This window comes from Streptomyces sp. NPDC002623 (assembly GCF_053592635.1).
This window is the reverse complement of the sequence record NZ_JBSFWB010000001.1, coordinates 62,264-75,691: the sequence shown is the minus strand read 5'-3', so window position 1 is coordinate 75,691 and position 13,428 is coordinate 62,264. Positions and strand designations below refer to the sequence as shown.

The 13,428-nt window shown below is 70.7% G+C and carries 9 protein-coding genes; 3 read left to right on the top strand and 6 right to left on the bottom strand.

The genetic code is table 11. The annotated features are described in order from the left end of the window. Positions 1 to 164: 164 nt before the first annotated feature. On the bottom strand, positions 165 to 734 hold the full coding sequence (gene nrdR / locus ACWD4O_RS00295) for a transcriptional regulator NrdR (protein WP_450945491.1): 570 nt from the start codon (positions 732 to 734) through the stop codon (positions 165 to 167). Positions 735 to 1,332: 598 nt separating this feature from the next. Here nrdR and lexA point away from each other — a divergent pair. Beyond that, entirely contained in the window at positions 1,333 to 2,112 is a 780-nt protein-coding gene (gene lexA, locus ACWD4O_RS00290) for a transcriptional repressor LexA (RefSeq protein ID WP_451275898.1), read from the top strand. A 193-nt stretch (positions 2,113 to 2,305) separates the two neighbouring features. Here lexA and ACWD4O_RS00285 read toward each other — a convergent pair whose 3' ends face one another. From ACWD4O_RS00285 to ACWD4O_RS00270, 4 genes are all read right to left on the bottom strand, one after another. Further along, positions 2,306 to 4,336, bottom strand: a complete 2,031-nt coding sequence (locus ACWD4O_RS00285; protein ID WP_451275896.1) for an ATP-dependent DNA helicase — start codon at positions 4,334 to 4,336, stop codon at positions 2,306 to 2,308. 167 nt (positions 4,337 to 4,503) lie between these two features. Continuing rightward, positions 4,504 to 5,271, bottom strand: a complete 768-nt coding sequence (locus ACWD4O_RS00280; RefSeq protein WP_451276700.1) for a GNAT family N-acetyltransferase — start codon at positions 5,269 to 5,271, stop codon at positions 4,504 to 4,506. Further along, the gene (locus ACWD4O_RS00275; protein ID WP_451275894.1) at positions 5,166 to 7,157 is read right to left on the bottom strand and encodes an IucA/IucC family protein; all 1,992 of its coding nucleotides are present in this window, start codon (positions 7,155 to 7,157) and stop codon (positions 5,166 to 5,168) included. The genes ACWD4O_RS00280 and ACWD4O_RS00275 overlap by 106 nt, the downstream gene beginning before the upstream one ends. Before the next feature lie 70 nt (positions 7,158 to 7,227). Then, positions 7,228 to 8,823: a diaminobutyrate--2-oxoglutarate transaminase family protein gene (locus ACWD4O_RS00270; protein WP_451275892.1), complete on the bottom strand. Its 1,596-nt coding sequence runs from the start codon at positions 8,821 to 8,823 to the stop codon at positions 7,228 to 7,230. A 280-nt stretch (positions 8,824 to 9,103) separates the two neighbouring features. On the opposite strand from ACWD4O_RS00270, the gene ACWD4O_RS00265 reads away from it, so the two are divergent. Together ACWD4O_RS00265 and ACWD4O_RS00260 are read left to right on the top strand one after the other, a co-directional pair. Next, positions 9,104 to 10,324: a trypsin-like serine peptidase gene (locus tag ACWD4O_RS00265; protein ID WP_451275890.1), complete on the top strand. Its 1,221-nt coding sequence runs from the start codon at positions 9,104 to 9,106 to the stop codon at positions 10,322 to 10,324. A 252-nt stretch (positions 10,325 to 10,576) separates the two neighbouring features. Continuing rightward, a complete protein-coding gene (locus ACWD4O_RS00260) occupies positions 10,577 to 11,758 on the top strand; it encodes a trypsin-like serine peptidase (protein WP_451275888.1) in 1,182 nt (393 codons plus the stop codon). An 88-nt stretch (positions 11,759 to 11,846) separates the two neighbouring features. Here the strand turns inward: ACWD4O_RS00260 and hflX are convergent, their stop codons facing one another. Continuing rightward, positions 11,847 to 13,340: a GTPase HflX gene (gene hflX / locus ACWD4O_RS00255; RefSeq protein ID WP_451275886.1), complete on the bottom strand. Its 1,494-nt coding sequence runs from the start codon at positions 13,338 to 13,340 to the stop codon at positions 11,847 to 11,849. Positions 13,341 to 13,428 lie beyond the last annotated feature (88 nt).

Sequence of the window (13,428 nt, the reverse complement as noted above, 5' to 3'; positions counted from 1 at the left end):
CGCCTCCCTCTACGGGCGAAAACGCCCTGAAATGCCACGCTGTTCCCGTGACACGGTGTTCTGTCTTGTGCTGTGGGCATACACGCGCTACCGCCCACAGCAGGTGTTGGTCCGCCGCCGCCCGGCCGGTCCCGGAGTGTGAAGTCCCGGTTCCGGCCCGTCGGTCAGTCGGCGGCGTGGGCGGGCTCGGGGACCTGCACAGTCCCCCGGGTCCCGCCGCCGTCCTCCTGGCTCCCCGCGACAGCCCCTGTGTCGTCCTCGCGGTCGTCTTCGTCCGCGGCGGGGTGTCCCGTCTGATCCCTCAGTTCCGCGATGGCGGCCTCGAAGTCCTCGAGCGAGTCGAACGCCCGGTAGACGGAGGCGAATCGCAGATAGGCGACGAGGTCGAGCTCTTGCAACGGGCCGAGTATGGCCAGTCCCACGTCGTGGGTGGTCAACTCGGCGCTTCCGGTGGCCCGCACCGCCTCCTCGACCCGCTGGCCGAGCTGGGCGAGCGCGTCCTCCGTCACCGGCCGCCCCTGGCATGCCTTGCGCACGCCGTTGATGACCTTGGTACGGCTGAAGGGTTCGGTGACTCCGGACCGCTTCACCACCATGAGCGAGCACGTCTCCACGGTCGTGAAACGACGGGAGCAGTCAGGGCACTGGCGGCGCCTGCGGATCGACGTGCCGTCATCCGTCGTACGGCTGTCGACGACACGACTGTCGGGGTGCCTGCAGAAGGGGCAGTGCATGAACTCCAACCCTCCTCGCAGCAGACTCAATGGCCTCGCCGGGCCTCATGGGCCCCTCGAAGCAGCCCCAAGCATAGGGGATCCATGAGCATCCGAAGACACCGGGGACCACAACTTCTGGGCCGCTGATGCAATCCAACCACTAGATATGGGGCTTGGCCCATACATCCAGGCTGTATCGCGTGTCGCGTTCACCGGGCTCACCCCACGCGATCCCGCCGTCACACCGAGCACTCGAAATCCACCCCTGCACGCGCGCGTACGGCCGTATCGCCGCGGCAGTTACGGCGATACCGTGGGCGCCACAAGGAGGAGAGGTGGGACTCTCGCGCGGAGCGGGGTCGGTTCCCGGCCGACGGAAGGCCGGATGGCAGACTGAGGCCGCACCTCACAAGGGCCGCACCTCTACAAGGTCGTCGACCCCGGCGGTGCAGAGTACACAATGAGCCCTTTTGCCTGCCAAGGACCGCGTTAGCCATACACCCAGACACATGATCAAGTCAGGCTATCCACGCTTTTTCACTCGAACGTGTGTTTGGCGCAACCTTTCGAAAGCAACTACCGTTGTCCAGCAGGGAGACAACCGAGAGGGGCCGACGTGACCACCACCGCAGACAGTGCCACCATCACTGCCCAGGACCGCTCCCAGGGCCGACTCGAGCCGGTGCATGCGATGAACGAATCCATGAATCCCGAAGCGCACAAGCGCTCTCTGCCTGGGCGACCTCCAGGCATCCGCGCGGACAGTTCGGGACTCACCGACCGGCAGCGCCGAGTGATCGAGGTCATCAGGGACTCCGTACAGCGGCGCGGCTACCCGCCGTCCATGCGGGAGATCGGTCAGGCGGTCGGCCTGTCCAGCACCTCCTCGGTCGCCCACCAGCTGATGGCACTGGAGCGGAAGGGCTTCCTGCGCCGAGATCCGCACCGCCCGCGCGCGTACGAGGTGCGCGGTTCCGACCAGGCCGCCTCCGTGCAGCCCACGGACACCGCCGGCAAGCCCGCCGCGTCGTACGTCCCGCTGGTCGGCCGCATCGCCGCCGGTGGCCCGATTCTCGCCGAGGAGTCGGTCGAGGACGTCTTCCCGCTGCCGAGGCAGCTGGTGGGCGACGGCGAGCTGTTCGTGCTGAAGGTGGTCGGCGACTCGATGATCGAGGCCGCGATCTGCGACGGCGACTGGGTCACCGTCCGCCGCCAGCCCGTCGCCGAGAACGGCGACATCGTGGCCGCGATGCTGGACGGCGAGGCGACCGTCAAGCGCTTCAAGCGCGAGGACGGCCATGTGTGGCTCCTGCCGCACAACGCCTCCTACGAGCCGATCCCGGGCGACGACGCGACCATCCTCGGCAAGGTGGTGGCCGTACTCCGCCGCATCTGAGCACTGCGGCGGGCGGGCCTTCGCCGTCCACCCCTGACTGGGCCCCGGGATCCCTGCGCCGGTTCCGGGGCCCTGTGCTGTGCCCGACGGTTGCGAAAGCGCCCAAGGGGCGTCCGTGAGGGCCGGGGGCCGTCCCAGTTCCGGGACGGCCCCCGGCCCTCACCGCTCCGCTGCCCTCACCGCTCCGCTGCCTTCACTGCGCCACTGCCTGCTCGGCTGCCTCGGTCTGCTCGGCTGCCTCGGTCTGCTTGGCCGCCTCGGTCTGCTTGGCCGCCGCGTCGATCGCCGTGAGCGACTTCCGGACCTGATCGCGGTCCGTGGTGTACCAGAAGTCCGGCAGGGAGGCCTTCAGGTAGCTGCCGTAGCGGGCCGTCGCGAGCCGCTGGTCCAGAACGGCGACCACGCCACGGTCCCCCGACGCCCGTACGAGGCGGCCCGCGCCCTGGGCCATGAGCAGCGCCGCGTGGGTGGCCGCGACGGCCATGAAGCCATTGCCGCCGGCCTCCTCCACCGCCTTCTGGCGGGCGCTCATCAAGGGGTCGTCCGGCCGCGGGAACGGGATCTTGTCCATGACGACCAGCTGGCAGCTGGGGCCGGGGACATCGACGCCCTGCCAGAGCGACAGCGTGCCGAACAGACAGGTCTGGGGATCCGCCGAGAAGTTCTTGATCAGCTCGCCGAGGGTCTCCTCGCCCTGGAGGAGGATCGGGAACTCGGGGATGCGTGTGCGCAGTTCCTCGGCGGCGAGCTGCGCGGCCCGCATGGAGGAGAAGAGTCCGAGCGTCCGGCCGCCGGCGGCCCGGATCAGTTCGGTCAGTTCGTCCAGCATGTCGCCGCGGTCGCCGTCCCGCGCGGGGCGCGCGAGGTGCTTGGCGACGTAGAGGATGCCCTGCCTGGGGTAGTCGAACGGCGAGCCGACGTCGAGGCCCTTCCACTGCGGGACGTCCTCGCCCTGGGTGCCCTCCGGGGCCAGCCCCATCGAGGCGCCCACCCCGTTGAAGTCCCCGCCCAGCTTCAGCGTCGCCGAGGCCAGGGTCACGGAGCGGTCCGCGAAGAGCTTCTCGCGCAGCAGGCCCGACACGGACATGGGGGCGACCCGCAGGGAGGCGCCGAAGCGGTCGTGCCGCTCGTACCAGACGACGTCCCATTCGGATCCGTTGGTGATCCGCTCCGCGACATCGTGCACCGTCTCCACCGAGGCCAGCGCCTGCTTACGGACCGCGTCCTCGTCCTGGACCGACTTGTCGCGGGTCGCGCCGATGGCCGAGATGACCGTCCGCGCGGCGTCGCGCAGGGCCATGAGGGCGTAGCCGAGGTCCTCCGGGACCTCCTCCAGACGGCCGGGGAGCGCCAACTCCATGAGCCGCTCGAAGCCCTCGGCGGCGGTCTGCAGCTGGTCGGCCGCCTTCTCGTTGACGAGCTTCGCCGACCGGCGAACGGCCCGGTTGACCTGGCCCGGGGTGAGCTCGCCGGTGGCGACACCGGTGACCCGCGAAACCAGCTCGTGCGCCTCGTCGACGATCAGCACCTCGTGCTGCGGCAGGACCGGGGCGCCCTCGATGGCGTCGATGGCGAGCAGCGCGTGGTTGGTGACGACGACCTCGGCCAGCTTGGCGCGCTCGCGGGCCATCTCCGCGAAGCACTCGGCGCCGTAGGCGCACTTCGTGGCGCCCAGGCACTCCCGGGAGGACACCGACACCTGGGCCCAGGCCCGGTCGGAGACGCCCGGCGTGAGGTCGTCGCGGTCGCCGGACTCGGTGTCGCCCGCCCAGTCCCGCAGCCGCAGCAGGTCCTGGCCCAGCTTGCTGGTGGGTGCGGCCGCCTCGAACTGGTCGAAGAGGCCCTCCTCCTCGTCCTGCGGGACGCCTTCGTTCAGGCGGTGCAGGCACAGGTAGTTCGATCTGCCCTTGAGCATCGCGAACTCCGGACGGCGGCGCAGCAGCGGATGCAGCGCCTCGACCGTGCGCGGCAGGTCCCGCTCGACGAGCTGGCGCTGCAGGGCCAGCGTGGCGGTCGCCACCACGACGCGCTCCCCGTGCGCGAGCGCGGGCACGAGGTAGCCGAGTGACTTGCCGGTGCCGGTGCCGGCCTGGACCAGCAGATGGGATCCGTCGTCGATCGCCTCGGCGACGGCTTCGGCCATGGTCACCTGGCCGGGGCGCTCCGTGCCGCCGACGGCGGTGACGGCGGCGTGCAGGAGTTCAGGGAGTGAGGGCTTCGTCATAGCGCGACCACCCTACGGCGCGGCACTGACAATCGGGTGGTCGAGGCTGACGGGAGGGAAGGGATCAAGACGGCGGGGTTTCTCGGTCGGGTGGTGGAGCAGGGCACGAACGGGAACCGGCTCGGCACGCCGGACGTTACGAAAAGTGACGGCACCACTGCGTGACGTCACGACATATCGGACAGGACTCGGTCTCTGACCATGAGGGCGGCCCGCTTGGCCGGCAGGGCGAGTTCTGCGGAGAACCGGAATCCGGCGCTCAGAAAGGTGGCGATGGACGGGATGTTGCAAAGGTCGGGTTCGGCGACGACGCGGGCACACGCGGATCTTCTGTCGAGGAGAAGTTCGGTGACTCCTCTGAGCAGCGGCCCGCCGAGCCCTCGCCCACGGTCGGCGACACCACCGATGAGGAGATGGATCCCGGTGTCGTGCGGCCGGGCCGGATAGTGGCGTGCCAGCGGGTCGAGGTCCGCCCGGTAGACCTCCCAGTAGCTCATGGGCCGGCCCTCCAGCAGGCCGAGGAACGGAATGCTGCGCCCGTCGGCCAGTTTGCGGCGCAGGTGTCGCTCGGTCACCGGCTCGGGTCCTGACAGCTCCCAGAACGCCGCGACGGCCGGGTCGTTCATCCACCGGCCGACGAGCGGGAGATCCCTGTCGATCCGTACGGGCACGAGCCGGAACGCGCCTGCCGAGGTGGCGATGGGCCCCCAGTCACCGATGCGGTCGAGCAGGCCGGGGACGGCACTGGGCGTAGGCGTACGGGTGTCGGCGTCAGCCTCGACGGGAGGCACGGCAGGCTCCTCTCGGCAGATCGGGTGGGACAGGTGACTCAGAGGCGAAGGGGGTTGGGAATGGTGACATAGACGGACTGTGTGTCCACCGGGCCGACGAGTTCGTCGAGGCCGTGCAACCGGGTCAGCAGATTGGCCTTGCAGCGCAGGACGGGTGAGTCGAGCAGGCGGGAGGGCAGCGAACTGCGCAGCCGGTCCGGGCCGGAGGCGGCGTCGGCGAGAAAGCGACGGAAGGCGGCGAGCAGCAGTTGCTCGTCGGCGAGCCGCTGGGAACCGAACACGCCGATGAGTCCGAGCACGTTGTTGATCCCCAGGTAGTAGGCGAAGCGCTCGTCGGTGACCTCGTCGGAGACGAAGGTGTCGCTCCGCTCGCCGATGCCCGGCAGCTGGGCCTGGAGTTCCGCGTGGCGGGACTCGCGGAAGTAGTAGCCCTGGTTGTCGCGGTAGCGGCCGCCCATGGGCCAGCCGTCGGGGTCCAGGAGGACGAGCGTGTTCTGCTGGTGCGCCTCCAGGGCGATCCCTGCCTCGCTGTCGAGCCACAGGACGGGACGGACGACCTGCTCCAGGTAGCGCAGGAACCACTCGGCGGCGACCGCCCCCAGCGGCCGGCCTGTCCGTACGGCGAGTCGCGCGACGATCGAGGCCAGCCGGGAGCGGTGCGCGGGCGCCGAGTCCGGGGCGGCGGGGGGTGCCGAGTCCGCGGCTGAGGGGTGTGCCGAGGGTGTCGGGGCGTCCGAGCCCGAGGTCCCTCGGGCATGCGGCCGGGGTGCCACGAGTCCGGCGATGCAGCAGACGTCGTCCGCCGGGGTGAACGGGTTGTGCCGGATCATCACGTCGAGGCCCGGCAGCGGGAGGCCGTCCGGTCCGTCGACCGCGAGCCAGGCCGGATCCCGGACGATGTCGAAGCCGGGGTGGGCTGCCTGCCACCGCTTGGACAGGCCCGCGCGCAGGAGGCGGTGTACCTCGACGCCCCGGTGGAGTTCCTTGCGGAGGTTCTCGCGACGGGAGTTGGTGATGCGCAGCCCCAGCGACAGTTTCAGCATCGCGGGGGCGGCGGAGCGGTGGACGGTGCGTACGGAGGAGGTGGGATGCCACCGAGGGCCGTGGGCTCCGAGGTCCTGGAGCAGTCCGGCGTCGAACAGCGCCTCGACCTCGGGCCGGTGCCGCGCCTCGCGCAGTTGCCAGGGATGCACCGGCAGGGCGGTGAAACCGTCGGGCAGTGGCAGTCCGTCCCCGGCGAGACGGGCCGTCAGCCGGGCGGCGGGCACGGGACGGCCGCGTTCGGTCCAGGCGGAGTCGGTGGCGAGCGCGGAAGGAGCGACAGCGAGCCAGCGAAGGAGGAAGGAGCCACGGGACTCGGGTGAGTACAGGCGGGCTTCGCCGTCCGAGAGTCCTTCGCGGCTCTTCGGGGTCGGGTGCAGCGGATGCCCGAGGACGAGTGCCTGCTCAGCGGCGAGGAACAGGTCGGGTTCGTCGGGGGCGGGGTGCTCTCGGCGCTCGCTGATGAAGGCCGCGGTCCGGCGGACGGAGTCCGCGACGCGCGCGACGAGGTCGACGCTTTCGCCGCCTTCGCCGCTGGTGGGGGCGGGACAGGATGCCGGGTCGACAGCGGTGAGCGTCTCACGGGCCAGCAGGGCCGCGACCGTGACGGCGTCCGCGGGCGGGGACTGCTGGGGTGCGTCGGCCAGGCGCGGGAGGCCGAAGCGATGCCAGCCCGTCGAGGACCAGTAGTGGACGGGGGCGAGGAGAGTGACACCGCTCGCGGGCAGCGGCACGCGCAGGATGCCGTCGCCCGGTGCAGGCAGACCGGCCTCGCGCACCCAGCAGCGCAGCAGGTTCTCCACGGCCGCTGCCTGAGCGGCCGTGTGCGGATCGGGGTGGTCGAGGAGGTCGGCGGCGGGGGCGTCTGCTCGCCCACGCGGCACGGGAACCTGGATCACGGGCGTACCCGGGATGGACGCCGACGCGGGAGCTGCGACGGACGCGGGGGCAACAGTGTCGGTGTCGGCGGGCTGCTGGGAGGTGGTCAAGGTCGTTCCTCGTGAAGTGGTGGGGCCGACCGGGTCTGTGGTCGTGCTGGTGCGGCATCGGCTGCCCGCGCTACCCCGTCCGTTCGGCGCGGCCGCCCTGCCGCGGAACCCGCCCGGGCGGGCGGCCCGGCCTGCTCGGCTCGTTCAGGGGGTTCGGCCGGGGGTGATCCCTGCGCCCCTGACCGCGGACGTGGTTGCCGGCCGCGGCCGCCACGGCGTCCGCCAGTCGGTCCAGTACTGCGGCGGCCTGCTCGTCGGTGATGGTCAGGGGCGGAAGCAGTCGTACGACGCTGGCGTGCCGTCCGCCGAGTTCGACGATCAGGCCGCGCCGCAGGCACTCTCGCTGGACGGCGACGGCCAGGGCGGGGGCGGCGGGGCAGGGTGCGGTCACCGGGGCCGACTGCGGCTCCGTGCGGTGCTTGGCGGCACGGGCACGGGCACCGACGGCGACACCGTCATCGTCGTCATCGTCGGCGGTCGCATCGAGTCCGGCATCGGTGTGGGCGTCGACCAGCGGGGCATCCATCCCGCCGGTCTCGCCGGCCCCGCATGCCCCCTCGGGGTCCACCATCTCGACCCCGATCATCAACCCACGCCCCCGCACGTCTCCGATGCACGGGAAGTCCCGGGCCAGGTCCCGGAGTCGGCCCAGCATGCGGGCTCCGAGGACGGCCGCGCGTTCGGCGAGGCGGTGCTCGCGGACGTAGGCGAGGGTGGCCGTGCCGGCGGCCATGGCGAGCTGGTTGCCGCGAAACGTGCCCGCGTGGGCGCCGGGTTGCCAGACGTCGAGGTCTTCGCGGTAGACGACGACGGCGAGCGGCAGGCTGCCGCCGATGGCCTTGGACAGGACCATCACGTCCGGGGTGACCCCGCTGTGCTCCACCGCCCAGAAGGCGCCGGTCCGTCCGACGCCCGTCTGGACCTCGTCGGCGATCAGCGGGATCGACCGGTCCGCGGTGATCTGTCGCATGCGGCGCATCCAGGCGTCAGGGGCGGGAATCACACCGCCCTCGCCCTGGACGGGTTCGAGGATCATTCCTGCGGGTTGCCGTACGCCCGACTTGGGGTCGTCGAGGACGGACTCGGTCCAGCGGGCGGCGAGTTCGGCGCCGCGTGCCCCGCCGACGCCGAACGGACAGCGGTAGTCCTGCGGATAGGGCAGGCGCGCCACCCGTACGTCGTAGGCGCCCCCGGAGGCTTCGAGGGATCCGGCGGTCATCCCGTGGTAGGCGCCGGTGAAGGCCAGGACGCCCGTGCGGCCGGTGGCGGCCCGGACCAGTTTGAGCGCGGCCTCCACGGCGTCCGTGCCGGCCGGTCCGCAGAACTGCACGCGCGCGTGGTCGGCGAGACGGGGCGGCAGGGTCCGGAACAGCTCGGTGATGAAGGCGTCCTTGACGGGGGTCGCGAGATCGAGGACGTGCAGGGGCGCGCCCGAGTCGAGAACCCCGCGGATGGCCTCCAGCACGACGGGGTGGTTGTGGCCGAGCGCAAGGGTGCCGGCGCCCGAGAGACAGTCGAGATAGCGGCGTCCGTCCGCGCCCTCGATGGTCAGCCCGCGTGCCCGTACCGGGACGATCGGCAGGGCGCGCGCATAGGTGCGCGCCGCCGACTCGCGTGCCGACTGACGTCTCAGGATGCCCTCGGGCACTGGCTCGGTGACGGCCACGGCTCCCTGTCCTCCCGCAGTTCAGGGGGCCGAGCGCAGACAGCAGGCCCCCCACCGCTATCAACCCCGGACGGCCTTCCTGGTTACGGGTTGCTTCAAGATCCTTGCTGTGACCGAACAGTTGCCATTCCGTCGGGAGTCCCCCACAGCGACCGCATATCGTGTGGTGGCATCGCACATGGCCGTGAGACCCGCTTGAACTCGGAATGAGATCACCATGAGTTCCGCTCTGGGGAACGGCCGGTGTTTCAAGTTCGTTGACAGCAGGGGGAGTCAGACCATGCGATCCATACGGCCGTCGTTCACCGCTCGACGGGGGAGGAACGCGCGCCGCAGAACCTCCCCTGTGCTGGGCGTCGTGGCCCTCGCCTCGGTGCTCGCGCTCACCGCGACCGCCTGTGACTCGGGCGACACCAACGCGGACAGCCAGGTCAGCGCCTCGGCATCGACCGGCGACAACACGATCACGATCCCGGACGACATCAAGGACAAGCTCAAAGAGCACGGGATCGATCTCGACAAGTGGAAGAACGGCGCCTGGAAGAACTGGGACAAGGACGACTGGCTGCGCGAGGCGCAGGACTACATCAACCCGATCATCAAGGGCCTGTGGGACCCGGACCGGATGCGGGAGGCCGAGGACCCGGACCGGGCGGTCGACGAGAACGACCTCTCCGGTGACCAGGGCGTGACCGACGCGACGCCGCAGGCGGTGGACGCGAAGGCGGTCTCGCCCTCGTACCACGCCAACGTCCCCGAGGCGGGCAAGGTGTTCTTCGACGCCCCCGAGGGCACGATGGTCTGCTCGGCGACGGTCGTCCAGGACCCGGCCCACCCCGGAAAGTCCAACCTGGTGTGGACGGCGGGCCACTGCGTGCACGCCGGCAAGAACGGCGGCTGGTACCGCAACATCGCGTTCGTGCCGTCGTACAACGACTCCGGGAAGACGTCCGCGGAGCTGGAGACCGCCACCAAGGAGGAAGCGGCTCCGTACGGCGTGTGGTGGGGCGACTGGACGCGGACCTCGGACCAGTGGATCGCGCAGGGCGGGCCGACCGGCGGCGCCGGCGCCTCGTACGACTACGCCGTCATCCATGTGACGCCGGAGGAGGGCGGCTCGGGCAAATCTCTGGAGGAGACGGTCGGTTCCGCGCTGCCGGTGGACTTCAACGCCCCGGCGGTGCCGAAGGTGAGCAGCATCACCGCGACGGGCTACCCGGCGGCGGCTCCGTACGACGGCCAGAAGCTGTACCAGTGCCAGGACAGGCCGGGGCGGTTCTCGCTGAGCTCCGCGGACCCGACGATGTACCGCATCGGCTGCACGATGACCGGCGGTTCGTCGGGCGGCGGCTGGGTCGCCGACGGGTCGGACGGAAAGCCGGCGCTGGTGTCCAACACCTCGATCGGCCCGGCGGATGCGGGCTGGCTGGCGGGACCGCGGCTGGGTGAGGTGGCCAAGGGCGTCTACGACTCGGTGAGCGACAAGTTCGCCGGTCAGTAGCCGGATCTGGGCCGCGTACGCGCGGTGGGACGTCTGACGGGAACCTTCACCGTCCCACCGCCGTTCGTCCCGAATTCCACGGGCATAGTGGGGTGTTGTCTGTGGGCGATCAACGCGCGAACCCGACGGTTCGCCTGTCAGGCGCATGACATTCAGGGGTCATGGCCGAATTCCCGGGTCATGACCCCTGCCAGGTCATGGCCTGTGCCCACGCTCCACCGATCCACACGCTCCAACGGGGGACATCGCACCATGCGTTCCACACGTACGCCCGTCGCACGCGCTCTGCTCGCGGCCGGGCTCGCCACCGCCCTGGCCCTGACGGCGACCGCCTGCAACGGCTCCGACGACGACACGGCGGCTGCCGCCGCCTCCCGGTCCGCGACCGCCTCCGGTGACGGCAAGGCCCAGGTCCCTGCCGAGATCGCCGACAAGCTCAAGAAGCACGGCATCGACGTGGACAAGTGGGCCGACGGCGGCTGGCAGGACTGGGACAAGGACAAGTGGCTCAGTGAAGCCAAGGACTTCGTCAACCCCGTGATCGAGGGGCTGTGGAAGCCGGAGCGGATGCAGTCCGCGAAGGAGGCCGACAAGACGGTCACGACGAAGGACGCCGCCGTCGACCAGGGCGTCAGCGACCCGGAGCCGACGCCCGTCGAGGCGGCGGCCGAGAAGACGCCGTACCATGAGAACGCCGCCTCGGTCGGCAAGGTCTTCTTCGACTCGCCCGAGGGCACGATGGTCTGCTCCGGAACGGTCGTCACGGACGTGAACCACCCCGGCAAGTCCAACCTCGTCTGGACGGCCGGCCATTGTGTGCACGCCGGTGGCGACGGCGGCTGGTACCGCAACCTCGTCTTCGTCCCGGCCTACAACGACCTCGGCAAGTCCGAGGCACAGCTCGGCGACGCCAAGGCGTCGGAGATCGCCCCCTACGGCAACTGGTGGGCCGACTGGGCGTCGACCTCGAAGGAGTGGATCGCCGGCGGCTCGGAGACGGGCGGAGCGGGCGCCGCGTACGACTACGCCGTGCTGCATGTGACGCCGGAAGCGGGCTCCAAGTCGCTGGAGGAGACGGTCGGCGGAGCTCTGGACGTGGACTTCTCCGCGCCGTCCGCGACCGAGGTCGACGCGATGGGCGCCTGGGGCTACCCCGCGGCGGCGCCCTACAACGGGCTGAAGATGTTCAAGTGCATCGACCGGCCGGGGCGGCTCTCGCTGAGCACGTCGCTGCCCACGATGTACCGGATCGGCTGCACGATGACCGGCGGTTCCTCCGGAGGCGGCTGGTTCCGGGTGGTGGACGGCGAGACCAAGCTGGTCTCCAACACCTCCATCGGCCCGGTCGACAACACCTGGCTGGCAGGGCCGCAGCTCGGCCAGGAGGCCGAGGCGCTCTACCAGAACATGAGCAAGACCTACGGCGGGCAGTGAACCGGACACGCCGAAGGCCCGCCCCTGCGGCAAGCAGGGGCGGGCCTTCGGGCGTTCAGCGGGCCGGGACGACCAGGACGGACAGGTCCTAGGCGGCCGGTGCCGGTACGTACGGCGCGAGGTCCGCCGCCAGCTCCTCGTGCACCCGTGCCTTGAGCAGGGTGCCCTCCGGGGTGTGCTCCTCGGAGATCACCTCGCCGTCGGAGTGGGCACGGGCGACCAGCTTGCCGTGGGTGTACGGCACGAGCGCCTCGATCTCGACCGAGGGCCGCGGCAGCTCGTCGTCGATGAGCGCCAGCAGTTCCTCGATGCCCAGGCCGGTACGGGCCGAGATCGCGATGGAGCGCTTCTCGATCCGCATCAGCCGCTGGAGCGTCAGCGGGTCGGCCGCGTCCGCCTTGTTGATCACGACGATCTCGGGCACCTTGGTGGCGCCGACGTCCCGGATCACCTCGCGCACGGCGGCCAGCTGCTCCTCCGGGTTCGGGTGCGAGCCGTCCACCACGTGCAGGATCAGGTCGGACTCGCCGACCTCTTCCATGGTGGAACGGAACGCCTCGACCAGGTGGTGCGGCAGGTGCCGGACGAAGCCGACGGTGTCCGCCAGCGTGTACAGGCGGCCGCTGGGCGTCTCCGCTCGGCGCACGGTCGGGTCGAGGGTCGCGAACAGGGCGTTCTCGACCAGGACGCCCGCGCCCGTGAGTCGGTTGAGCAGCGAGGACTTGCCGGCGTTGGTGTAGCCCGCGATGGCGACGGACGGCACCTTGTGGCGCTTGCGCTCCTGGCGCTTGATCTCGCGGCCGGTCTTCATCTCCGCGATCTCCCGGCGCATCTTCGCCATCTTCTCGCGGATCCGTCGCCGGTCCGTCTCGATCTTGGTCTCACCGGGGCCACGGGTGGCGAGGCCGCCGCCCTTGCCGCCGCCCATCTGACGGGACAGCGACTGACCCCAGCCGCGCAGCCTCGGCAGCATGTACTGCATCTGCGCGAGCGCGACCTGCGCCTTGCCCTCCCGGGACTTGGCGTGCTGGGCGAAGATGTCGAGGATCAGGGCCGTACGGTCGATGACCTTGACCTTGACGACGTCCTCCAGCTGGATCAGCTGGCCGGGGCTGAGCTCACCGTCACAGATGACGGTGTCCGCGCCCGATTCGACGACGATGTCCCGCAGCTCCAGGGCCTTGCCGGAGCCGATGTAGGTGGCCGCGTCCGGCTTGTCACGGCGCTGGATGACGCCGTCGAGCACGAGCGCGCCCGCGGTCTCCGCGAGGGCGGCCAGCTCCGCGAGGGAGTTGTCCGCGTCCTGTGCGGTCCCCGTGGTCCAGACGCCGACGAGCACGACCCGCTCCAGGCGGAGCTGGCGGTACTCGACCTCGGTGACGTCCTCGAGTTCGGTGGAGAGGCCGGCCACGCGGCGCAGGGCCGCGCGCTCGGAGCGGTCGAACTGGTCGCCGTCCCGGTCTCCGTCGATCTCGTGGCTCCAGGCGACGTCCTCTTCCATCAGGGCATCGGCCCGAAGACCTTCGGGGTAGGCGTGCGCCATGCGCTTGGTGTCCTGGGAAGGGGAAGAAGAGGAGGTCATTGGGTCCTTACGTCGTTGGGCATGCCGACACGGCTGTCTTCATGAGGGAGAACGCACGAGCACCCCGGGAGATTCCCGCGGCCCGTGC